Source organism: Tenacibaculum sp. ZH5_bin.1 (genome assembly GCF_042865525.1).
GTDB lineage: Bacteria > Bacteroidota > Bacteroidia > Flavobacteriales > Flavobacteriaceae > Polaribacter > Polaribacter mesophilus.
Genome location: NZ_JBEGIO010000003.1, coordinates 170,572 through 192,560 on the forward strand (window position 1 = coordinate 170,572; position 21,989 = coordinate 192,560).

At 27.8% G+C, this 21,989-nt stretch carries 23 protein-coding genes; 2 read left to right on the forward strand and 21 right to left on the reverse strand.

Annotated elements, in window-relative coordinates:
- Window positions 1-38: 38 nt before the first annotated feature.
- The 4 genes from ABHQ57_RS11050 to ABHQ57_RS11065 form a co-directional block, all read right to left on the reverse strand.
- Window positions 39-2,402 carry a TonB-dependent receptor gene (locus ABHQ57_RS11050; RefSeq protein WP_231128434.1) on the reverse strand — a complete coding sequence of 788 codons (2,364 nt, stop codon included), beginning with the start codon at window positions 2,400-2,402 and terminating at the stop codon, window positions 39-41.
- A gap of 130 nt (window positions 2,403-2,532) precedes the next feature.
- Entirely contained in the window at window positions 2,533-4,104 is a 1,572-nt protein-coding gene (locus ABHQ57_RS11055; protein ID WP_167714239.1) for a PepSY domain-containing protein, read from the reverse strand.
- 9 nt (window positions 4,105-4,113) lie between these two features.
- A complete protein-coding gene (locus ABHQ57_RS11060) occupies window positions 4,114-4,410 on the reverse strand; it encodes a hypothetical protein (protein WP_389863706.1) in 297 nt (98 codons plus the stop codon).
- A gap of 2 nt (window positions 4,411-4,412) precedes the next feature.
- On the reverse strand, window positions 4,413-4,745 hold the full coding sequence (locus tag ABHQ57_RS11065; RefSeq protein WP_047790183.1) for a hypothetical protein: 333 nt from the start codon (window positions 4,743-4,745) through the stop codon (window positions 4,413-4,415).
- Window positions 4,746-4,927: 182 nt separating this feature from the next.
- Here ABHQ57_RS11065 and ABHQ57_RS11070 point away from each other — a divergent pair, with 182 nt between their 5' ends.
- Entirely contained in the window at window positions 4,928-5,926 is a 999-nt protein-coding gene (locus ABHQ57_RS11070; protein ID WP_047790184.1) for a helix-turn-helix transcriptional regulator, read from the forward strand.
- A gap of 117 nt (window positions 5,927-6,043) precedes the next feature.
- On the opposite strand, the gene ABHQ57_RS11075 is transcribed toward ABHQ57_RS11070, so the two are convergent.
- The 14 genes from ABHQ57_RS11075 to ABHQ57_RS11140 form a co-directional block, all read right to left on the reverse strand.
- Window positions 6,044-7,207 carry a lanthionine synthetase LanC family protein gene (locus ABHQ57_RS11075; RefSeq protein ID WP_073184639.1) on the reverse strand — a complete coding sequence of 388 codons (1,164 nt, stop codon included), beginning with the start codon at window positions 7,205-7,207 and terminating at the stop codon, window positions 6,044-6,046.
- Between the two features lie 2 nt (window positions 7,208-7,209).
- The gene (locus tag ABHQ57_RS11080) at window positions 7,210-9,411 is read right to left on the reverse strand and encodes a peptidase domain-containing ABC transporter (RefSeq protein WP_167714241.1); all 2,202 of its coding nucleotides are present in this window, start codon (window positions 9,409-9,411) and stop codon (window positions 7,210-7,212) included.
- Window positions 9,398-12,484, reverse strand: a complete 3,087-nt coding sequence (locus ABHQ57_RS11085) for a lantibiotic dehydratase (protein ID WP_167714242.1) — start codon at window positions 12,482-12,484, stop codon at window positions 9,398-9,400. The genes ABHQ57_RS11080 and ABHQ57_RS11085 overlap by 14 nt, the downstream gene beginning before the upstream one ends.
- Before the next feature lies 1 nt (window position 12,485).
- Window positions 12,486-13,430, reverse strand: coding sequence for an LLM class flavin-dependent oxidoreductase (locus ABHQ57_RS11090; RefSeq protein WP_073184641.1), 945 nt, complete (start codon window positions 13,428-13,430; stop codon window positions 12,486-12,488).
- On the reverse strand, window positions 13,427-14,560 hold the full coding sequence (locus ABHQ57_RS11095; protein WP_167714243.1) for a lanthionine synthetase LanC family protein: 1,134 nt from the start codon (window positions 14,558-14,560) through the stop codon (window positions 13,427-13,429). Before ABHQ57_RS11095 ends, ABHQ57_RS11090 begins: the two co-directional genes overlap by 4 nt.
- An 86-nt stretch (window positions 14,561-14,646) precedes the next feature.
- Window positions 14,647-14,838 (reverse strand): class I lanthipeptide, encoded by a 192-nt coding sequence (locus ABHQ57_RS11100; protein WP_047790188.1) that lies wholly within the window; start codon window positions 14,836-14,838, stop codon window positions 14,647-14,649.
- 63 nt (window positions 14,839-14,901) lie between these two features.
- The gene (locus ABHQ57_RS11105) at window positions 14,902-15,084 is read right to left on the reverse strand and encodes a class I lanthipeptide (RefSeq protein WP_047790189.1); all 183 of its coding nucleotides are present in this window, start codon (window positions 15,082-15,084) and stop codon (window positions 14,902-14,904) included.
- A gap of 11 nt (window positions 15,085-15,095) precedes the next feature.
- On the reverse strand, window positions 15,096-15,287 hold the full coding sequence (locus tag ABHQ57_RS11110; protein ID WP_047790190.1) for a class I lanthipeptide: 192 nt from the start codon (window positions 15,285-15,287) through the stop codon (window positions 15,096-15,098).
- Window positions 15,288-15,299: 12 nt separating this feature from the next.
- Window positions 15,300-15,488 carry a class I lanthipeptide gene (locus ABHQ57_RS11115; protein WP_125064394.1) on the reverse strand — a complete coding sequence of 63 codons (189 nt, stop codon included), beginning with the start codon at window positions 15,486-15,488 and terminating at the stop codon, window positions 15,300-15,302.
- 13 nt (window positions 15,489-15,501) lie between these two features.
- Window positions 15,502-15,684: a class I lanthipeptide gene (locus tag ABHQ57_RS11120; RefSeq protein WP_047790192.1), complete on the reverse strand. Its 183-nt coding sequence runs from the start codon at window positions 15,682-15,684 to the stop codon at window positions 15,502-15,504.
- Window positions 15,685-15,702: 18 nt separating this feature from the next.
- Window positions 15,703-15,891: a class I lanthipeptide gene (locus ABHQ57_RS11125; protein WP_047790193.1), complete on the reverse strand. Its 189-nt coding sequence runs from the start codon at window positions 15,889-15,891 to the stop codon at window positions 15,703-15,705.
- 11 nt (window positions 15,892-15,902) lie between these two features.
- Window positions 15,903-16,091, reverse strand: coding sequence for a class I lanthipeptide (locus ABHQ57_RS11130; RefSeq protein ID WP_047790194.1), 189 nt, complete (start codon window positions 16,089-16,091; stop codon window positions 15,903-15,905).
- 102 nt (window positions 16,092-16,193) lie between these two features.
- The gene (locus ABHQ57_RS11135; protein WP_083574846.1) at window positions 16,194-18,569 is read right to left on the reverse strand and encodes an outer membrane beta-barrel family protein; all 2,376 of its coding nucleotides are present in this window, start codon (window positions 18,567-18,569) and stop codon (window positions 16,194-16,196) included.
- A 55-nt stretch (window positions 18,570-18,624) separates the two neighbouring features.
- Window positions 18,625-19,311 carry a hypothetical protein gene (locus ABHQ57_RS11140; protein WP_389863713.1) on the reverse strand — a complete coding sequence of 229 codons (687 nt, stop codon included), beginning with the start codon at window positions 19,309-19,311 and terminating at the stop codon, window positions 18,625-18,627.
- A gap of 168 nt (window positions 19,312-19,479) precedes the next feature.
- Between ABHQ57_RS11140 and ABHQ57_RS11145 the strand changes: the two genes are divergently transcribed.
- Complete coding sequence (locus tag ABHQ57_RS11145) at window positions 19,480-20,241, forward strand: response regulator transcription factor (protein ID WP_047790196.1); 762 nt, start codon at window positions 19,480-19,482, stop codon at window positions 20,239-20,241.
- Here ABHQ57_RS11145 and ABHQ57_RS11150 read toward each other — a convergent pair.
- The 3 genes from ABHQ57_RS11150 to ABHQ57_RS11160 form a co-directional block, all read right to left on the reverse strand.
- Window positions 20,238-20,981: a ThiF family adenylyltransferase gene (locus ABHQ57_RS11150; protein ID WP_047790197.1), complete on the reverse strand. Its 744-nt coding sequence runs from the start codon at window positions 20,979-20,981 to the stop codon at window positions 20,238-20,240. The two genes, ABHQ57_RS11145 and ABHQ57_RS11150, sit on opposite strands and share 4 nt — an antisense overlap.
- A 187-nt stretch (window positions 20,982-21,168) precedes the next feature.
- Entirely contained in the window at window positions 21,169-21,555 is a 387-nt protein-coding gene (locus ABHQ57_RS11155; protein ID WP_167714245.1) for a hypothetical protein, read from the reverse strand.
- Window positions 21,556-21,565: 10 nt separating this feature from the next.
- Window positions 21,566-21,985: a GreA/GreB family elongation factor gene (locus ABHQ57_RS11160; protein ID WP_047790199.1), complete on the reverse strand. Its 420-nt coding sequence runs from the start codon at window positions 21,983-21,985 to the stop codon at window positions 21,566-21,568.
- Window positions 21,986-21,989 lie beyond the last annotated feature (4 nt).

Below are 21,989 nucleotides of genomic sequence, written 5' to 3' on the forward strand. Positions count from 1 at the left end.
TTATAATTGTTATTTAATTATCTTCTATATATGTGTTCTTAAAAAAAAGTGTATTTAATTTTTCCTGTAAAATTTCTACTAGGTTTTTGTAAACTAAAATTGTCATAAAGCTCAGCATTTAACAAGTTTCTACATTCTAAAGTAAATTGTAGTTTCTTGTTTAATGAGTATGTAAAACTTATATCATGTGATATTTGTTGAGGAATTTCAAGTTTATTACTTCCTAAACTTGGCCAGTACAAATAAAAATCATGAACAAATAACAAGTTATAGACTACATTTAATTTGTCTTCTTTATTCCATAGATTAGAAAAAGTGTAGCTCACATCAGCATTTCCAAATAAATAAGGCTCGTTAGGAACTCGATCTTTGTAAACAACACTAACTTCTGTTTGATTATCTTCATATTTTGTGTTATTTCTTAAGTTTTGATAAGTTATGTTTGCTCCTAGTGAGACTTGATTATTAAAGTTATATCTTGCCTCTGCTTCTACACCAAGGTTGGTTACACTCGCTAAATTATCCATAACTTGCCTACTTTGATTTTTATTAAGTGTAGGTCTAATGAAATCTTTTGCATCTCTATAAAAACCATTTGCATTAAAATTAAAAGAGTGATTACTGCTTGTATGCTTCCAAAGGCTAACTCCTAAATTATAATTATTACTACTTTCTGGTTTTAGACTTAAGTTTCCTTCTAAATTAATTACATCTCCATAAAGTTCATTTGCTTCTGGTAAACGATAACTTTTTTCATAAGAAGCTTTTAATTGTATATCATCGTTTACAAAATATGTTGCAGCAAGCCCATACCCTGTATGATTAAACTTATTAACTTGATTTCTATACGCTACATCTCCGTAGTTTCCACTAGGATTATATGCCTCTGCAAACTTATTTCGTTGATAGTATTTTTTTATAAAAGCTGAAGTATTCCAGTTTGAACTTTTAAAATCATAGCCTAAACCCATTACATTTTTCATCACTTTTTTGGGGTGTTCGTAAATTTCGTTATCTGGATTTAACTCATTATGCCCTACTCTATCAAACGTATTAAGAGTATTACTAAATGTAATTTTATGCTTATCATTCAACTTATAGTTTAAGCTTGTTGTTGTAATACCTGCGTTATTTTTGTATTTATATAAAGAATACGAACGTTCTCCTCCAGGGCCATCATATTCTTTAAAATCTCCAAACCAATTGTAACGCCTATGTAACGTATCAATATTTTTTTCTTCTCCCAAGTTGATATTAGCGGTTAACTTAAAATCTAAGTTTTTAAATATAAAGTCGTTCTTTTTATACTTTACACTAGGCATTATAATATTACCTTTTGTATGCCAAGCACCAAACACGCTTACCATTCTTGCTCCTGTTTGAATTTCTCTATAACTCTGTCCTAGGGTTATACCAAATAATAATTGATCTGCGAACTCAGTATTTACAAAACCTACATTAAAAATGGCTACTTCGTTATGGTAAGTATCATTAAAACGTTTTACTCTTTGGTTGGGAAAATATTCTCCGGTGTTTAAATCAGATACATCAACGTTTACTTTATAATTGTTATCAGAATAGTTTTGAAAAGCATTTAATTGCGCAGTAAACCCAGATTTTGCTACATAAACAGCATTTACATGTGATCTATGAGTATTAAACGAACCAAAAGAATACGAAGCCTCTAAATGACTTTTTTTATGCTGTTGTGTTATAATGTTTACAGCTCCTCCCAATGCATCTGCTCCTAAACCTATAGGTACTACTCCTTTATATATTTCTATGCGTTCTGCTAAACTTATTGGAATGTTATTAATTTGTAGAGATGAACCAAAATTATCCATGGGTAATCCATCAATAAAAAATCGAACTTGATTTCCTCTAAAACCGTTAAGTGAAAAATTCATTCGAGAACCAACTCCTCCACTTTCTCTAATGCGTACTCCTGCTACTCTATCTAACGCATGTCCTAAATCTAAAGAGGTATGATGTAACTGTTTAGCATCAACAACACCTACATTATATGCTTTTTCTTTTACTTTTTTTACGATACTTTTTCCTGTTACAAGTACCTCATCTAACTCTACTGATGATTCTTCTAATTGTATTGATAATACTAGTTCTTCTCCCTCTTCTATCTTAAAAAATAGTTCCTTAGTTTTAAAGCCTACAAAAGAAACTTTAAGTACATATTTTCCTTTAAGCTTACCTTTAAAAAGAAAATGACCATTTATATCAGTTGAAACTCCTTTATTCGTGTCTTTTATAATAACTGTTGCTCCAGGAATTGGTTTTTTCCACGCATCTACTACTGTTCCGGATAATTTAGATTGTGTATATCCTACGAATAAAAATAGAAGGTTAATCGTTATAAAACTTATTGATTTCTTAAATATATTCACTTTGTTTTTATTTAGACTTAATTGAAATTAAAAACAAAATTACTCCTATAAAACTGTAAGCTTTATACGCTAAACGGATAATTAGCTACGCTAAACGGAGTAAATAATACTGATTATTAAGATGATTCTTTTAAAGCTTTTTATTTCTTTTTATTTTGAAGAAAATACTAAATGATGTTATTGAAAGTAGCAACCAAAAAGCATCTACCACAAAAATTTGTGAATATCCTTTTTGCCAAGAAATCCATAGCCAATTGCCTGTAATAGCACCATTTGAGATAGGTACTAGAAATCCTAAAATACTTCCTAATAAAAGTGATATTTTATTGGTAAAGTAATTGTCTTTTTTTACGATAAAAAGTGAGCTTAGTATAAGCCATCCCCAGAAAAATATCTGATAAATAAATACTTTTCTATTGTCTCCATTGCTGTTTGAAAAACATTTAACGGTAATAAAAACAAGAGCAGTTATTGGATATAAGCTTAAACATATAGCCATATAAATATTTACTAACCAAGTGTTGAATTTACGTTTGTAACTAGGTACGCTTTTTTTATCTCTTGCAACTAACCAAATAAGTACACCAGATATGATTACAAAACAGGTAACAAAACCTAAAACCAGGTAAATTAATTTCATTCCATAACCACCAAAATCTCCAAAGTGTAATCTTTTTAAAAGATTTGTAGCTCCTTCTATAAATGATAAGCTATTTTTTGAATCTTTTGTTTTTACTATATATCCATCTGAAGCTTTGAATGTGATTGATTCTGAGCTTAAAAAGTTATCCTTATACTTTGGGTATCCTCCTACTTTTACATGCATATTTGCATCTCCATAATTAAATATTTCGACACTATTTAATTGTAAGCTTGGGTATTTTTTTTTAGTTCTAACTAAAAAATCATTAATAGAAATAGTTTTTTCTAATTCTACTGCTTTGTACTCATAATTTATATCTTTTTCGTAATTCAATGCTTCTGTTAAAGCTTTAGAATTATCATTAAAAATATAGTTTTGCACAGGTGCTAGCATTACCATATAACCAATAATTAGGTATGCGCCTGTAACAGCAAATATAAACTGATATGGTAGTCCTATTACACCCAGTGCAACATGCGCATCTGTCCAAATAGTTTTCCATTTCGTTTTTGGTCGAAATTGGTAAAAATTAGGTACTATTTTTTTCCAGTGAACGATAATTCCTGTTATAATTGCAAACAAAAAGAAAAAAGCTATTAAACCAGCAAAAACATACCCAGATCGTCCATAAAAATTTAATTGTGCAAAAAAATGTAGCCTGTAAAAAAATTCTCCTAAAGAATAGTTTTGGTTATAATTTGCTTTTTTAAAGGTTTTTAAATTTGTATAAAAAAAAGCTCTTTTAGGCTCTTTTTTTGGTGCCAATGTATCTTTAGACTGCCCCATTCTGGTGATTACATTTTGTCCTTCTATATTTCTATAAAAAGAAATGTCTCTACCTTTTAGGTAATACTCTTCTCCTAAATTATTTAATAAAGCATCAAAATCTCCTTCTAAAAAAAAGTTTTTTTCAACGGGCTCATTTCTTTCCCAAGCTATTATTTCATCTCTTAAAAAAGAAATAGATCCTGTAAAAAAAATTACATATAATGCTGCACTTATAACAATACCACTAATGGTATGTGTATGAAACATTATATTATATACTCTCTTAGCCATAATGGTATTTTAATATAATTGATTTGGATTATTTAAGTAAATGACTATAATAAATAGAAGACTAACAAGGGTATAAAGTGCCCATATTTTCCATGCACTTTTGGCTAAAAAGGCTAAAATCATTAAAACCGCCCACATAATAAATCCAAAAAAACGTAGTGTCATTATTAAATTTGGTATGTTTAAAAAAGTCATTAACATGATGTGAAAGGTTTCTGTTACAACATATCCTCCTACAAAACCAGCACTTATTTTTGCAATACGCTGGATAGGTGAACTTGTCAAATATTTTTTATTTGCTGGCATAATTATTTAAGATAAACTTCAAGTAATAGTGATAAAATCATCATAACAACTAATATTGAGAATTTTAAAAAGCGTAAAGGTTCAATTAAAACAACTAAACTTGACACTAACATTAATAGAGTTAAATATGAAAATATTCCTGCGCCAAAACCTAAATATAAAATCGCGCTAGTTAAACCAATAATTAACAAGACTACACCTATATACTTTCCTTTTATTTTATTCTCATTAATCCATTTTTGAAGAGGTAAATAAAATGTTAAATCTGCTCTATTTGAAGTACTGTATAAAAAATAAAAACCTGTGAGAGCTAAACAGCCTATAATTGTTAACATGCTATTTTTTTTATAAGTTATAACTAAAATCGATTTTGTCATTTTTTATGTTAAAACTAATTTTACTTATTAAGACTAAATAAAAATAAATTATTTTTGTCTTCTGCAAAACTAATTTTTATTCGAAAATCGGGGGATACGTTAAACGGATAAAAAACATACGTTAAACGGAATAAGAAAGTATGAAGGTTACCATATATAATAATGAAGAAGCTATTTTTGATAAGCTATCTAATATTAAAAATATAAATGATAATTTTTACAAAACCTTAGTAACTAACTTTAATGAAGATAATTTTAAAGGTTGGTATAAGGAGCATGTATTTGAAAACTTCAAAATAGGTTTTGGCTCCATAAAAACTATAAAAGGCTATAAAATATCTTTTAATATTAAAGGAGAAAGTATAGAAATGTTATTTAACTTAAAAGGGAAGTTTACTATACATATACCTGAAATAGAAAGTAAGTATTTTTTTAACTCTAACTCACATAATATTAACTTTTATAGCAATACAAAAGGCTTTTTAGAGTGTGGATCTTCAGAATCTTTTATTGTACGCCTTAACTTATCTCCTTTATTCTTCATTCAGTATTTACCCGATGATATTAGGTTTGATGATTTTAAAAAAATCATTAGTGATAAAAAATTTGGTAAACTTAATTCAGAAAACTGCTTAATAAATTCAAGAATGCATTTTTTGATAAAAGAAGTTATTGCCTCTGAATGGGATAATCATTTTCGAAAAATACATATTACCTCTAAAATATTAGATCTTCTTTTATTACAACTTTATCAGTTTACACCTAGTACTCCTAAAAAAAACACAACAAAGCTAACTACTACAGAAGCTAATAAAATTGAAAGGGTTTATGAATATATACTTAATAATTATACATCTCCGCTAACCTTATCTTTGTTATGTAAAGAAATTGGCACCAATGAATATGCCTTAAAAAAAGGATTTAAAACCACATTTGGTATTACCGTATTTAAATTTATTGCTAATTTAAGAATGAATAAGGCTAAAGAACTATTATTAAAAGGCCATACCGTAAATGAGGTTTCTGAAAAGGTAAGTTATAAAAACCCACAACACTTTTCTACTGCCTTTAAAAAGAAGTTTGGTACTTCTCCTAGTAAATTTTTAAGTGAACTAAGTTTTTATGATATAAAAAATTAATAAATGTCAGTTTTTAATAAAAAAACCCGAAACTTTTTTTGTTTATTTTTTTACTAATTTACTTCTAATTAATAACTACTTGTAAGTGTATTAGCATAGCAGAAATTTTCTAGGGTTTTAAAATTTATACCCTAGAAAAGTTAAAAAGTCGAAGTTTAAATCTTTATTAAAATTAAGGAGTGCTGTTCCTACACCAATTATTCCATGCGACATGGAAAGTTGAGCATTAATATCAAACTTATTAAAAGTTGTGTCAAATCCAGCCCATTCATTATCATGTCTTTTATGTTCTTTTGTTTTTGTATACCAATAGTTTATAGAATCATTAAGAAAATCTTCTTCTAATTCTTTTCTAAACTTTTTTAGTAAAGAAGCAATTCCTAATGAACCATAAAATAAATTAGCATCTGTTAAGTATTTATTTTCATCATCTTTAAAATTAGCTGCGTTTTTTAATGTTTGATTAATTACCTCTTTGTAAACTTCTAAATTACACGCCTTAACTGCTTTATGAATTCCATAGGCAATTCCGAGATCTCCGTAATTTAAATTGAAAGAAAAAGATACGGCATCTTTAACGTTATTTGTACAAAAAGGAAAAAGAAATGTTTTGTCCTTTAACTTAGACTCAACAACATATTTTATAGCTTCATTTATTAGTTTCTTTGTCCTTTTTTTCTCAAATCCTAACCCATATAATTCAACTAAAAAATCTACAATTCCAATGACTCCATGTTTTACTCCTAACTCTACTAAATATCGCCCTTCTCTTTCAATGGTAGAAACCCAATAAATTCCAGTCGTTTTTTTATCTTTTTTTGCTAGTTTTTCTATTTTAGAAAGAATTAATGAAAATAATTCATCGTAATTTTTTCCGGAATGCTTGGCTCTATTTATAAAATAATTACCATACTTCAATATTCCTGTAACTGGGTTTAGATTGTCTTCTTTTAATTTATCTATTAAAAGTTCTTGAAGAATTGAGTCATAGTTATCGAAGTAAAATGCTACTTCTTCTTTTTTTATAACACCTTCTTTGATGTAAAAATCAAGCAGAATTCCTATTTCTATAATATCTGCTATAATATCATTTCCTTTATAGTCTTCATTTAAACCACTGATTGATTTCTCTAAAAAAGAGAGACACTTATCCTTATTATCCTTATAATGATAAAAAAGAGAAACTCCTGCTAATCCGTTAACAACTCCCATAGAAGTTAAAATTCCATAATTATTGTTAATTGATTTTTCTATTTCTAAAATTATATTATTTGTATCCATTTCTAACTTCCTAATTCTAATTGATTTTTTACTAAACTAAAATAGTCTCCTTTCTTACCTACTAATTCATCATGGCTTCCTACTTCACTTACTTTCCCTTTCTTTAACACTACTATTTGATCTGCGTGTTTTACTGTACTAAGCCTATGAGCTATTATTACAACTGTTCTTCCTTTAAAGAAGTTGAATAAATTATCATGAATCTTCTTTTCATTTTCTGCATCTAACGCTGAAGTTGCTTCGTCAAAAAACATGTAATGTGGGTTTTTATAAACCGCTCTTGCTATTAATATTCGTTGCTTTTGTCCTCCAGAAAGTCCACTACCTGAGGCTCCAATTTTTGTATCATATCCTTGAGCTAACGAATCAATATACTCATCAATATTCGCTATTTTTGCTGCCTCTCTTAACCTTTCATAATCAATTTCTTCATCTGATGTCGCTATATTTCTTTTTATTGTATCAGAAAAAATAAATCCATCTTGCATTACTACTCCACAATGTTTTCTTAGACTTCTAGGTGAAATATTTAAAATATTTTGGTCATTATAACTAATATGACCTCCTATAGAGTTATAAAACCTTAACAATAACTTCATTAATGTAGTCTTTCCACTTCCGCTTGCCCCAACGATGGCTGTAACTTTTCCGTCCGGAATGTATAAATCAATATTATTAAGAACAAAAGGAGACCTGGGACCTTCATACTGAAAAGAAACATTACTCAACTTCACACCTGTATTTGTACCATTATTTGATAACTTTAACTCAGAGTATGATTCTTTTTCTTCTGGATCTTCATTTTGTACTTCATTTAACCTTGATAAACTTAATTTTGCGTCTTGTAATGATCTTATAAAGTTAATCAATTGATCTACAGGAGAATTCATCATACCTATTATGTATGAAATACTTAATAAAACACCTAAAGTCATGTCTCCGTTTACTACTAAAATTGCTGTATAAAAAGATACTAGTATATTTTTTACGTGGTTTATAAACGTGAAGCCTGATGATTGAATTTGATCTAATCTTAATATTTTTAAATTTATATTAAACAACCTATCTTGAACTGTTTTCCATTGGTTACACTTATACTCCTCAAAAGAGTTCAATTTCATTTCTGTTACTCCATTTAGTATCTCGTATATCGTTTCTTGATTGTTACTGTTTTCAATAAATCTGTTATAATCTAATATTTTTCTTTTCTTTAAGAAATAATGAGACCACAACACAGACAGAAGTGTTAATGATGTATAAATTAATAGTATTGTTATATTATAGTAAGCCAATACTCCAAAGAATACTAAAAAAGTAATCATTGAGAAAAATGTAGTTATTGATTGTGATGTTAAAAAGTATTCTATCCTATCATTATCTTGTATTCTTTGTTGAAAATCTCCAATAAGCTTTGAGTCGAAAAACTTTAAGGGTAAATCCAATGTTTTTAACAAAAATTCTGAAATTATTTTAATACTTATTTTGGTTCCTACGACTAATAATGACCAGTTTCTAAAGATTTCTATAACAATTACTCCTAGATACAAACTTAGCTGAGAGAATAAAATATATTCAATATAGTTTACATCTTTTTTATCAATTCCTTTATCTATTAAGTACTGTGTTAAAAAAGGAAAAACCATATTTATTAAACTTCCTAGAAGCATTAAAACAAATACAAATACCAACTTTTTTTTATGGCTTTTAAAAAAGTCTATAAAGTATTTTAATGATATTTTTTCTGGTTTTTTAAATTCTGTATTTACGAACTTATTTTGTGGTTTTAAGAACAATGCAACTCCTTTTCCATTTTCCCCTAACCATGATTTGGAAAATTTCTCATCATTTAAATTTACAAAACCATGTGCTGGATCTGCTATTTGCCATTTCTTTTTCCTTGCTAATAAATGTGGTCTTTTATGTTCTTTTAGAACTACAAAGTGATTATTATTCCAATGTAAAATACATGGATAATTTAAATTATCTATATCTTTTAACTCTTGTAGTCCTAGAGTAGCTGAAAAAGTCTCAAAACCTAACTTTTTTGAAGCTTCATCTATTCCTAATAAAGAAACTCCTTCCTTTGTTATATAACACTTTTCTCTTAGGTAATTTAGTGATATTTCTTTTCCGTAATGACTTGCAACCATTCCTAAACAAGATGGGCCGCAATCCATTTTATCATATTGTCTAATAAGCTTCATTTTCAACTTGTTTTTGGTTATACTTTCTCTTACCAATCTCTTGGTTATAATATCTTTCTAAAATTCCATACATTATAAGTTCATGGAACCTAGGATTTGCTTGCACAAATCTATTTACATGCATGTGAATATAGCTCCATAGCAAATCATCTAAATTTTCCTTAGCTTCTATGCTCAATTGAACTTCTTTTAACGCTAAATACCTCTCTTTATATATGTTTTTTACCTCAATTTCTGGTATGTTTAATATGCTGTTTATATCTTTTACATATTTTCTAAACTTGTTGTTTACATCTTTTTTTATTGTTTTTACTTTACCATACTCAACCCAAAAACTATTAAACATAGTATTTATAATTTGATGTCTTTTAACTAAACTGATGTCAAAAACATTAAAAAAATCATCTATTGATTTTAAAATAAAAAGCCACCTTCTACTCTCTCCATTATCTTTTAGATATTTTAACATGTTTACGGTGTACTCTGAATCTATATGAAATATAGTTTCAGAACTCTCTATATTTTGCCAATAATACCTTTCCAACTCTCTGTTGTATGTTGACAAGTCTAACTTCCATATTTTTTGTTCTTCTAATAAATGTGATAATTCATTATGAATAATCTTAGACATCTCTGAGTAGTTTTTTTCATTTTTTAAATGAAATCTTAACCTTAAGTGAAAATCTGGATCGGTAAAGCGAATAAAAAACCACTTATCTATTATGCCTGATTTTTTTAATTTTGTTGCTATTCTAGAAATGTTTTCAATTAAAAGTTGATCTGATGTTATTCTTCCTGTATAAAGCTTAAAATATACCCATTCATCACCGTAAATAAAGGTTCTCTTTACATTATTGTTTTCAATTTTATGTGTAGTAGAAATATTTTTAAATATATTTAATTCTTTTTGAGATTTAACAACTCCAATATATTCATTCGCATAGCTTTCAGGTGTTTCATTATTATGCATATCGTAAATACATTCTGTAACTCTTAAAATTTTATTTTTTTCTATTTCTTGATATAGTATGTTAAGTGTATTGTAGTTTTCAATATCAATAATCATCTTATCTTCACCACCACTAGTTATATAAATATACCTTGGGACACTTTTCTTTATTAAATCTGCTTTTAGGCTTTCTATTCCTTTGTAGTTATCTTTCTTTAATAACCATGTTGCTTTTCTTAGAATTACATCTTTACCGTATGTTAACCTTGGACAATATTCTAAATCCCCTATATTAAACCCTCCAAAGTTTATTGAATAATCATTATGACGATCTTGTGATTGTAAGTCGCATAAAAAATGATAAATAGGCAATGAATTGTAATGATAATTTTGAGCTGAGCTTAAAAAAGGAACAACTTCTTTATTCTCTTTTTTTGATCTAAGAACAATTCTATTTCTTTTCAAGCTAATGTATAAGTCATTTACATCTATAACTTTGGTATTACCAGAAGCTTTTGATATTATACTTATTTCTGCATCTCTATTTACTTTTCTTATTAGTATGTTTCCTGCTCTGTTATTAGGTAGGTGAATAACTTCTGCTACAATTTTATTTTTAAGTAACGACTTTTCAAAATCTGTTACATAATTAATAATCTCTTGAACTTCTGTATCACTATTACTAAATCTTCCTATTAGATTGGTTCCTGTTGTTCCTCCAATGTGTTTAAGATATATTTTATCTTTAGTGTATGAATAAGAAATAGAAAAGGCACCATTTTTTGCTTCATTTTCCTCTTTGAAAATGGTTAAATCTTCTTTTGCTAAATTTATTTCTTTCTTTTCAGGGTTTCGAAGTAATAAATTAAGCCAAAAATTATGAACTTTTGTTTCTACTTTTCTTTCTGATGTAACTTTTCGAACTTGTGGCATAGTCACATCATCTATTAAATCAGAAAATATTACTTCCTCTTTTAAGTGGGGTAAATACCCTATTCCCAACTCATTATCTAAAGCTTCAACTAATGCTACTTCTTTATCTTCATACCTATTATAAAAACTCCTTTTAAATACAGTTAAATTTGAATCTTCTTTTATGTTTTTTTTAGATACCTTAGATAAAACACTCATTAATTTATTTAACTTTATATCTATATTTTCTGTATCATTTATACTTTTGGGAATCTTTTTTAAATTTGAATTAATGACAAATTTTTCTTTAAAATCAACTCCTATTTTTCTTAAATCTTTAAAGATTTCATTATAAATATCTATTGAATTGAAAACTTTTTTATCTAATTCTATCAGCTTTTCTTTAACTTTTATTAATGATGAAAATATTTTTTTTAACTCTTCATCTGTATCTATTTTGGAACTATTTTCTTTATAAAAATTAATTACTTGATTTAAAAGGTCTTCTTCATTTAATGTAGCTTCAAATGAGCTTATATATATTTTTGAATTTATTAAATCTAATAAATAGGCAGTCACCTCTTCTTCTTCTACTCCATCTACTAAATTTAATATCATATTTTTTAATTCTTCAAAAGTCATTGTGTCATTTTCATGTGACACTAAGTAATCTATTAACTCATCACTATCTATTGAAGAAAGTGTGTAACTTATATTTCCTTTAGAAAATTTTGGTTCTATATACCTATACTTGTCTCCTATTTTATATATAGTATTGTTTCTTCTATATTTTACTGTTTGTATAATAATCGGATATTGATTAAGGTGATTTAATAAGTTTAGCAAATACTCTAAATCAATACTTGAATACCTCTTATACTTTTTTTCGTTATCTAAACTACTATTTGAGCTTAAAGTAGTGTAAGAAGTAAAAAGACCAAAAGGCACTGTATTTGAAACTGATCTTAAAAAGTATTTTAGTATAGCTTCGTTTATTTTTCCTCTTTCTTTCTCTTTTTTTACTACTTTTTCCCATTCTTTATATAAACTAGGAGATGATAAATAAACCGCTTCAGAGAACTCCTTATTAAAAAATAAAGAATCTATAAAACTATTTAGCTCTTTTTCTTTTTCAGGAATTTGATTGTATTTATTTAAAGATAATAATGGTTGTCTGATTATTTTGTTTGGTAATAAACTAATATTTTTCATCTTAAAACGTTTTAAGTACTTGCTGTGTTGTTAATTCTTTTATTAATTCTAAGTTTTCTAACTTAGCTTCTATATCTTTTTCGGTATCGCATATTATGACTTCATTTACCCCATATGCTTTTTGAATTTTCTCTAATTTTTCTAAAAAAGTATATTCATTAACCGGAATAATTTTCAAGCCCTCTCTTTTGTTTTTATATTTCTTCTCTTCTTGCTCTACTTGTTCTTTTGTTTTTGAAAAAGTAACTGCTATTGCTATAGCTACTTCTGGAAGTTGCCCGTTCGTTTGATAATACTCTTCTTTATATTCTTGTAACCCTTTGAGGTCTTCATCGTATTCAAAAACATCTAAACCGTGCATTAGAGACCTACATATGTTTAATTTATTTTTTATTGCTAAATCTTTTTTCCTATAACTGTTAGATAGATACCATAAGGAAGGTGCAATTCCTTTAAATGGAGGAAGTACAATCTTGCTTTCATTGTATTTTTTTTCTTCTTCATGCAGTAGTTCACATATCGCTTGAAGGTTTTTCTCGTACATCGTATTTTCAAATGTGCTATTATTTAAATTGAAAAAATTATGTTGATGTGCGTTTTCTGGACGTCCTTTAGACAAACCAAAATCAATTCTGTTATTATAAATATTATTAAGTAGTTTATAATTTTGCGCCAAAGAATATGGCGAGTAATAACCTATTAGAGATCCTGCAGATCCTATCCTAATATTTTCTGTCATACCCGCAATTAGGGTCATTAAGATCTCAGGGTTATTGTATGGATGTACAGCACTAGCTCTGTGGTGCTCTGTAAGCCAAAATCTAGAAAAATTTAACTCATCTGCCCTACATGCATAAGTAAAAATATCTTCTATAGCATGCATTGAATTTTGTTTATTGCTAGCTGCAAACTCTAGTATTCCAATTTTTAAAATATCGTTTATCATAATAGTAGTATTTTGGACCAGTTAAATTCTTCTTCTCTTTCAAACTCTAAAAGAGATAAAGCTGTAGCCGGCAGATTATTTAAAAAATTAAGAGGATGTTCTTTTATAGTACTTTCAGTAAGAAAGTTTAATGTTTTTTTATACCAAAAGTTAGATGCTTCTTTATACTTTGAGTTTCTAGTTTTTTTATATAAGAACATGTATGTTTTTAACACTCCTGAACTCCCAAAGTAAAACCTATGATCCCAAATTCTTGTATGTTTCTCTTCTCTTTTTTCAAGGCTTTCTAAAGCTATTTTATTAGCAATAGTTAGTAGCTCATTAGTTTTAAATTTTTCATTTAATGAATATATTAATGTAGAAAAATTCACATCACAATTAGACCAGGCTAGCACAGCTCTATAATTTAAGCCTTTTTCAAACTCATCTCCTTTGTGAATACTTCTAGGCAAGTAGTATTTCTTGTCTTTGATTATTTGATATTCATTCTTTTTTATAATATTCATTAGTTTATCTAATAAATATCTTACGAAATACTCTGCTCTTTCATCATTTATATCATTTAAAACTTTTATTATCGCACATAATCCGTGGGCATAACCAATGTGCACGCCTTCTATATATGTGTATTCATTATAAAATAAAAAGTTTTTATCCTCTTTTAACTTTTCAAACAAAACTTCTAAAACTCTATTAACATGAGGTTTGCTATCTACATAATTTAGATAAAATAAAATTCCAAAAGGACCTCTAACGAAATCATAATTATTATTTTGAATTAACTCAATAGCTTGACCTACTACTATGTTATTTATTTCTTCTAGTTGTGAATTGTAACCTTCATCTATTATTTTTTCTTCAATTAGTAACTGTAAAACATACCCTAAACCACTCAAACCATTTTCTAATGTAGAATCATACATTAAGCTAGAAACACCTTTTTCAATATTTGTAAAAACAGACTCTAAGTTTTTTTCTATTCTTTGTAAATGATCTTCTTTATTAAAAACCTTATAAAGACATAAGTAGTAATAAACAAGTCCTAACTTTCCATTTAATAAACTATCTGACTCTAAATCTTCTCTTTTTATTTTATCTATATTTTCTATTAATTTATGTGCTTCTTTCATTTTGTATGACTTTAAAATACAGCAGCAATTAAACTGCTGTATTTATTATTATTTTAATAGAGTTATATTTACTTTGCAATTTCATTTTAGTTTAAAACTTGATCTGCAGATCCATTACACGTTCCTGTATCACAAGACGCATTACATGTAAAATTTAAACAAGAAATACTTGCTGCGTCTCTAACCCCTCCTTTTAATTGAGACATTTGAGCTTCTTGAAGTTTTGTAATTGCTTCTTTATTTAACTTTAATCCTTTGTTTAGTGTGATTTTTTTCATCTTTATTTATTTTTAGACAAGGTTCTTTTAGGTTAAAAAGAACCTTGTTCTATTAATTACTATTTAATTAATAACTTGATCTTTACAAGAGTTTCTATTACAAGATTTAATACAAGATCCATTTGCACAAGTAAGACCTTCTGCTTCTCTTACTCCTCCTTTAAAAGAAGACATTTGTGAATCTTGAAGCTTTGTAATTGCTTCTTTGTTTAATTTTAACCCTTTGTTTAATGTGATTTTTTTCATCTTTTTGTTTTTTAATTAATTACTTGATCTGCTCCTCCTTTACAAGAGTTTTTATTACATGATTGTATACAAGATCCATTTGCACAAGTAGCTCCTGCTGCTGCATTTATACCTCCTTTAAAAGAAGACATTTGAGAATCTTGAAGCTTTGTAATTGCTTCTTTATTTAACTTTAATCCTTTGTTTAGTGTGATTTTTTTCATCTTTTTGTTTTTTTAATTAATTACTTGATCTGCTCCTTTACATGAATTTTTATTACATGACTTAATGCAAGATCCATTTGCACAAGTAAGACCTTCCGCGTCTCTAATTCCTCCTTTGAAGGAAGACATTTGTGAATCTTGAAGCTTTGTAATTGCTTCTTTATTTAACTTTAACCCTTTGTTTAATGTGATTTTTTTCATCTTTTTGTTTTTATTATTGTATTCGGTTAGCATTACAAGAATCCTCATTACACGACTTAATACAAGATCCATTTGCACAAGTAAGACCTTCTGCTTCTCTAACTCCTCCTTTAAAAGAAGACATTTGTGAATCTTGAAGCTTTGTAATTGCTTCTTTGTTTAATTTTAACCCTTTGTTTAATGTGATTTTTTTCATCTTTATTTGTTTTTATTATTAATGAATAACTTGATCCGCTCCTTTACATGAATCCTCATTACACGACTTAATACAAGATCCATTTGCACAAGTAGCTCCTGCTGCTGCATTTATACCTCCTTTAAAAGAAGACATTTGTGAATCTTGAAGCTTTGTAATTGCTTCTTTGTTTAATCTTAATCCTTTGTTTAATGTGATTTTTTTCATCTTTTTGTTTTTTAATTAATTACCTGGTCTGCTGATCCATTACAAGAGTTTTCATTACAAGATTTGATACACGATCCGTTTGCACAAGTAAGTCCTGCTGCTCTAATACCTCCTTTAAAGGTTGACATTTGAGAGTCTTGTAACTTTGTAATTGCCTCTTTGTTTAACTTTAATCCTTTGTTTAGTGTGATTTTTTTCATCTTTAAAATTTTATATTGAATTAATTATCAGTTATATTTTTAAGACTTTAACTGTTTTTCGGTCTGTAAACCTTGGCCTTGGTTATTTTATATACTCAATTATTATTGAGCCCTATTTTGTATATCTCTATTACCTGATCTATCTCTTTTTGTTCTAATATTTTTATTTCCAAATGTGTATCTTACTATAAAACTTAATGATCTTGAATCGTAATAGTTATTATAAGTTGTTTTAACATTGTTATAATAACCTGTCACAGTAGTTACACTTGTTTTTAAAATATCATTAGCATACATCACTAGGTTTAAATCTCCTTTTAGTAGTTTTAATCTAAGAGATAAGTCTAAAGGACCGTAACCTCCATGTCTTGAAACATTTTGTTTTGCTGCAAAAACATGGTAATAATTAACCCCTAGTGATAGCGTTTTTTTAGAATTTAATTTTATATAATTCTGAGTTTGTACAAAGGCATTAAACCCTTCTTGTTCTCTAATAGTTTCAGGTATTGATGAAGACATTTTAGAATACCCTATATCTATTGTGTTGTATGAAGTCAACCATTTTAATTTATCAAAGATATACGTATCTGTTATTCCGTAATTTTCTATATCTAAATGATTATAATACGTATAGTTTACCACTTTACTTACAGGATCTAACTCTGAAATTTGCTCATACCCTTCTGTAATCTTTTGACTATATACCTTTAATTCGTTCTTTTTAGAATTAAATATTAGTTCTGTGTTAGTAATAAATGAAGGTTGTAAAAACGGATTACCTTGTATTGTTTTAAAGGGATTTACAACTATCTTAAAAGGATCTAAACTTTCAAATCTAGGTCTATTTAATCTCCTACTTACATTAAACGATAGTGACTGTTCTCCCTTTAATTTGTATGTAAGGTATAGTGTAGGAAAAAACTTAGTATATTTATTTTCGTTCGATTGGTTATTTGATTTAGAGTATGATTTAGTTACTGTGCTCTCTAATCTAAGTCCTGCTTTTGCACTAAACTTTTCTGAAATTTTCTTAGTTCCTGATACATATGCTGCATAAATATGCTCGTCATAATTAAATACATTAGATTGATTCTCATCTAAAACTGGGGTTCCATTAAAGCTGTCATAAAACTTAAAGTCATTATTAGTTTGAGAAAAAGACACTTTACCTCCTAACTTTATATCTATTGAATTATAGGGTAACGATACGTCTATTTTTCCTGAAATATTTTCAAAATCATAATCTATACTCGTATTGTTTGAAAAAGTAGGAGTTATCGTATTTTGTTCTCTCCTTTCTCCTTTATTTTCACCTTCTTTAAACGAAGTAGATTTATAATAATCTACATCTAACGAAATCTTTTTCCCTAAACTATCTAGTTTAATTGTATTGTAAAAATTTAACGCATGGCTCTTGGCATCTTTGTTAGAAACTCCATCAGATAATAAGGAATACTTTAACTCATCCTTTAAATCGTAAATCAAATCTTTATTACCTGTCGAAGAAATTATATCTGAGTTTGTTCCTGAGTATCCTAACCCTAATTCCCATTTTTCAGTTAAAGTTTGAGTAAATGACAATCTATAATTTAAATACTCGTCCTCATATTCTGAAGGTCCATTACCCCTCCATGTTTCATTTGAAAAAAAGTTATTATTTCTAAAAATGTTTCTTTTTAGATAAAGTCCATTAGAAATATTTACAGTTAAATATGTATTTTTCTTTTTGTAATTTAGAGCTAAACTTCTTCCGTAGGAAAATAATGTTCTCTGGGTACTTGACATGCGGGCTACGGCACTCCAAAAATCTTTCTTTTCTTTTTTAAGAACTATATTAATTACTCCTCCATTTCCTTCAGCCTCAAACTCTGAAGGTGGCACTGTTATTACCTCAACTCTAACAATATCAGAGCTATTAATACTGGCTAAGTACCCTCTTAAATCATCTCCCGTCAACGGCAACATTTTACTATTAACCATCACTCTTACAAAACTTTTTCCAAGCATTGTTAATTGATCATCTCTAATAACTATATTTGGTGTTACCCTCAATACTTCTACGGCAGAACCTAACTCTTGAGCAACTGTTTTATCTATATTAAAAACTAAACGATCGTTTTTCCTAACTAATGTTTGTTTTTTACTAGTTATTATTACTTCTTTAAGTAAGCTTGTGTCCTCTTCTAAAACAATATTACCTAAATCATTAGTTGTTACATTGATTTTCTTGGTTTTAAAACCTAAAAAACTTATTTCAATAAAAAATGAAGTTTTTTCTTTTACTTTTAATCTGAACTCCCCTCTATCATCAGTAGTTACTCCATCTATAAGTTTATTATTTATAGAATCATATAAAATTACATTGGCTAGAGAAATTGGCTGTTTTTTTGTATCAACAACCACCCCATTGTACGTTATTTGTGAGAGGATATTTGTACACATTAAAAGCAAAATCATATTTAAAACCTGTTTCTTCATTTCTTTAATTTATTTTATTATACTTCAAATTTAAATGACCTCTACATCTATCTCATTACACTAAAGTGTAGTTAACCAACTGACTGTCAATAACTACACTTTTAGGTAGTTTTGATTTTTTTACTGAACTATCGTCTATTGATTTAAATATCAAATGCTTATTTTTTCTATAAAACCCTATTAAACCTGAATAAGTCATACACACAGGTATAGTCTCTGAGCCTAAATAGTTCACTGCCTCACCAACCACAGTAGCTTCTATTCCTAAAATTCTTAAAACTCTTAACAACTTACTATCACACTCAGCGAAAGCAACAGAGTTTTCTTTTTCACAAATTGGACTTATGGCACAAATCATTAGTTTTTTAAAAAGGTTTATATCACTAACCTCTTTTTTTATTGCGAATCTACCTATGTGCCAAATTGTTTTTAAAGGAGACATACCTGCAATTTCTATCGGGTTAATTCCAAATATTTTTTGAATTGGTAACTTTCTTGAGTAATCCCATCTTAGCACTCTTATAGCACCTTGAATTTCTCCTTTGTCATTTTTTGAAACAAATACTTTTGAGTTCTTAGAAAAACCTAGCTCTTCTTTATAAATAGATTGAATACTTGAATAATAATTACTTGGTAAGCTTCCTTTAGTGTGATGTTTAAAATTCTCTTTAACTATGAATTCAGCTAAATTTATCATTTCACTTGACGATAATATTTCTAAGGATTTGTTTTTAAAAGTCATAACATTGTGTTTTATACTCTCAAAACTATCTATAGACTACTGCTTTTCAATTACACAAAAGTGTAGTTAAGGTATTGACGATCAATAAACTACACTAAAGTGTAGTTTTATTAGACATAATAATATACTTTTTAGTAGATTTGTTAGAACTCTTCAATATTTTTAATTATGGAAAACAACATCAATGATTTTTTTTCAATGAAAAACACTGTTGATAATATTTCTGAAAATGAACTTCTTAAAACATCTGATTATTTAGCTCCTATAAAAGCTTTTGCAAGAACTACTTATAAAAGTATTTATATTATTGACTATCAAAAGAAAGGATTTGAATATGTTTCTGATAACCCCTTATTCTTGTGTGGTCATACATCTGAAGAAGTAAAAGAAATGGGATATGCCTTTTACTTTAAGTATGTTACACCTCCCGATTTAGATTTACTTTTAAAGATAAATACAGTAGGGTTTGATTTTTTTGAAAAACTGCCTATTGAAGAAAGATTATTCTACACAATTTCTTATGACTTTAATATCAAAAATCAAGAGAAAAAAACCATTTTAATAAACCAAAAATTAACTCCTTTATTTTTGAATAATGATGGTAAAGTTTGGAAAGCTATATGTATTATCTCTTTATCTACAGAACAACACTCTGGAAATATCAAAATATACAAACAAGGAGACAACAAAATGTTTACTTATAATCTAGAAGGTAAATATTGGAAAACAGAAGAAAAAATAACACTTACAAATAGAGAAAAAGAAATATTACAGTATTCTGCAAGAGGTTTTAAAATCAATGAAATAGCTGAATCTATTTTTGTATCTCCTGATACTGTTAAATTTCACAGAAAAAAATTATTTGACAAATTAGAAGTTGCTAACATAACAGAGGCTATTTCTTTTGCTACCAATAATAGACTTATTTAACTATTAATTGACGACAAGTAAAATTCAGGAAATTTTTTCACAGGTTTCCCCACTGAAATATTAAACAGCAAGTGCGTACAAATAGACGCTACTAACCATGAGGCTACAGATAGTTGAGGAGGAGGTAATACCTCCTTCTCTTTTTTATATTCTTCTATAACATCTTCTATCCATTTCTGAGGCTTTCCCCAAAACTTCATATAACTTACTGCGTATTCTACCATTTTTACTTCGTTAAACTTCTCTTCTTCTTTGGCTATTGATTCTAACGATAAACTATCTGGTGTGATTACAGAAACTAAAGCTCCCCAGCCTAAATTATATGGATGAATAATTGGCACCCCTTTATCTCTACAAATCTTATCAAACATTAATGGTATGTCAGACGTAAAATCTAAAGCATTTACCGCTACTTTATGTCCTTCAATTATTGAATGTATATTTTCTTTTGTAATAAAACAATTATGAACCGTAATATCTGCTTTCGGATTAATTGATAACAATCTTTTAGAAAGCGCTTCAACTTTATCCGTTTTAATATCATCTTCAGTATAATTTTGCCTATTCAAGTTTGATACCTCAACCTCATCACCATCAACTATAGTAATTTTTTCAAAACCTAACCTTAATGCACATTCAGCAATATTACTACCTATACCACTACCGCCTAATAAGATTGGATAATTCTTTATCAGTTCTTGCTCTTCTGGTTTAATATATATTCTATTTCTACTATACATTGATTTTTTCTAAGATTTATTTAAACAAAAATAATTAAACATACCTAATCAAATCTTACACTAAAGTGTAGTTATTAAAAGATTAAAGCTCATACTATTTTTTAAAACAAAAAAAACCTTGGAACTACATGATTCCAAGGTTTTACAACTAACTCTACAAATCTAACATACTTGCTTAACAAGAATGCTATTCTTTTAATAAGACTTCATCAAAAAATTTGTCTTTAAGTTTTTGATAAGCTTCTAAATTATTTTGATAATTCTCACGTAACCTATCGTACTCTTCTAAATAAGCCATATCGCACTGTATATCGTCACATTCTGCTACATTTACATAGGTATTTGAATATGATAAAACAGTTTTATAAAGCTCATTATTTACTTTTTTTCTCTTAGAAAAGAGTTCTAGTATTTCTTTAGAAATAGTTTTATTGACTAAAGAGTATTCATGCAAGCTTAAAAGGTTCTCAACCTCTTTATTAATATACTGTAACTGATCTACCCATCCTTTTAATTCTACATGGTTGTATTTATGTACTACATCTATATCGCTACCGTGATTATTAAGTGTCATTTTTTTATCTTTAAATTAAGGTGCTGAAACTTTCGTTCTTTTTTTCTTGAACTACTTTTAAAATTTTAACTTCTTTCTTCCCTCCTGGTAAATCCCAATGAACTACATCATTTAGAGCATAACCAAATAAAGCTATACCTATTGGCGTTAAAATAGAAACCTTGTTGGTTTTCAAATCCTTTTCAGTTGGTCTTACAATCTGAATAGTTTTTTCCCAAACATCTCCAGAAGCTATAGTCACAACAGTATTTAAGCGTATGACATCATCAAACATTTGTTCTTCATCTAAAATTTTTGCTGTTTTTAACTCCTCAGCAAACTTGCCTAATGATGTTTGTACTTTACTTTCTTCAGTATGCGCTGAAACATTAAGTAAACTCTTAATGTACACATACTCTTTTTTCTCTAAAACTAAACTTCCGTGTTTCATTTTA

Excerpts from the sequence above, each read along its gene's own strand:
- ABHQ57_RS11055 (WP_167714239.1), bottom strand. The coding sequence starts at position 4,104 with ATGGCTAAGAGAGTATATAATATAATGTTTCATACACATACCATTAGT.
- ABHQ57_RS11060 (WP_389863706.1), bottom strand. The coding sequence starts at position 4,410 with ATGCCAGCAAATAAAAAATATTTGACAAGTTCACCTATCCAGCGTATT.
- ABHQ57_RS11065 (WP_047790183.1), bottom strand. The coding sequence starts at position 4,745 with ATGTTAACAATTATAGGCTGTTTAGCTCTCACAGGTTTTTATTTTTTA.
- ABHQ57_RS11070 (WP_047790184.1), top strand. The coding sequence starts at position 4,928 with ATGAAGGTTACCATATATAATAATGAAGAAGCTATTTTTGATAAGCTA.
- ABHQ57_RS11075 (WP_073184639.1), bottom strand. The coding sequence starts at position 7,207 with ATGGATACAAATAATATAATTTTAGAAATAGAAAAATCAATTAACAAT.
- ABHQ57_RS11080 (WP_167714241.1), bottom strand. The coding sequence starts at position 9,411 with ATGAAGCTTATTAGACAATATGATAAAATGGATTGCGGCCCATCTTGT.
- ABHQ57_RS11085 (WP_167714242.1), bottom strand. The coding sequence starts at position 12,484 with ATGAAAAATATTAGTTTATTACCAAACAAAATAATCAGACAACCATTA.
- ABHQ57_RS11090 (WP_073184641.1), bottom strand. The coding sequence starts at position 13,430 with ATGATAAACGATATTTTAAAAATTGGAATACTAGAGTTTGCAGCTAGC.
- ABHQ57_RS11095 (WP_167714243.1), bottom strand. The coding sequence starts at position 14,560 with ATGAAAGAAGCACATAAATTAATAGAAAATATAGATAAAATAAAAAGA.
- ABHQ57_RS11100 (WP_047790188.1), bottom strand. The coding sequence starts at position 14,838 with ATGAAAAAAATCACACTAAACAAAGGATTAAAGTTAAATAAAGAAGCA.
- ABHQ57_RS11105 (WP_047790189.1), bottom strand. The coding sequence starts at position 15,084 with ATGAAAAAAATCACATTAAACAAAGGGTTAAAATTAAACAAAGAAGCA.
- ABHQ57_RS11110 (WP_047790190.1), bottom strand. The coding sequence starts at position 15,287 with ATGAAAAAAATCACACTAAACAAAGGATTAAAGTTAAATAAAGAAGCA.
- ABHQ57_RS11115 (WP_125064394.1), bottom strand. The coding sequence starts at position 15,488 with ATGAAAAAAATCACATTAAACAAAGGGTTAAAGTTAAATAAAGAAGCA.
- ABHQ57_RS11120 (WP_047790192.1), bottom strand. The coding sequence starts at position 15,684 with ATGAAAAAAATCACATTAAACAAAGGGTTAAAATTAAACAAAGAAGCA.
- ABHQ57_RS11125 (WP_047790193.1), bottom strand. The coding sequence starts at position 15,891 with ATGAAAAAAATCACATTAAACAAAGGATTAAGATTAAACAAAGAAGCA.
- ABHQ57_RS11130 (WP_047790194.1), bottom strand. The coding sequence starts at position 16,091 with ATGAAAAAAATCACACTAAACAAAGGATTAAAGTTAAACAAAGAGGCA.
- ABHQ57_RS11135 (WP_083574846.1), bottom strand. The coding sequence starts at position 18,569 with ATGAAGAAACAGGTTTTAAATATGATTTTGCTTTTAATGTGTACAAAT.
- ABHQ57_RS11140 (WP_389863713.1), bottom strand. The coding sequence starts at position 19,311 with ATGACTTTTAAAAACAAATCCTTAGAAATATTATCGTCAAGTGAAATG.
- ABHQ57_RS11145 (WP_047790196.1), top strand. The coding sequence starts at position 19,480 with ATGGAAAACAACATCAATGATTTTTTTTCAATGAAAAACACTGTTGAT.
- ABHQ57_RS11150 (WP_047790197.1), bottom strand. The coding sequence starts at position 20,981 with ATGTATAGTAGAAATAGAATATATATTAAACCAGAAGAGCAAGAACTG.
- ABHQ57_RS11155 (WP_167714245.1), bottom strand. The coding sequence starts at position 21,555 with ATGACACTTAATAATCACGGTAGCGATATAGATGTAGTACATAAATAC.
- ABHQ57_RS11160 (WP_047790199.1), bottom strand. The coding sequence starts at position 21,985 with ATGAAACACGGAAGTTTAGTTTTAGAGAAAAAAGAGTATGTGTACATT.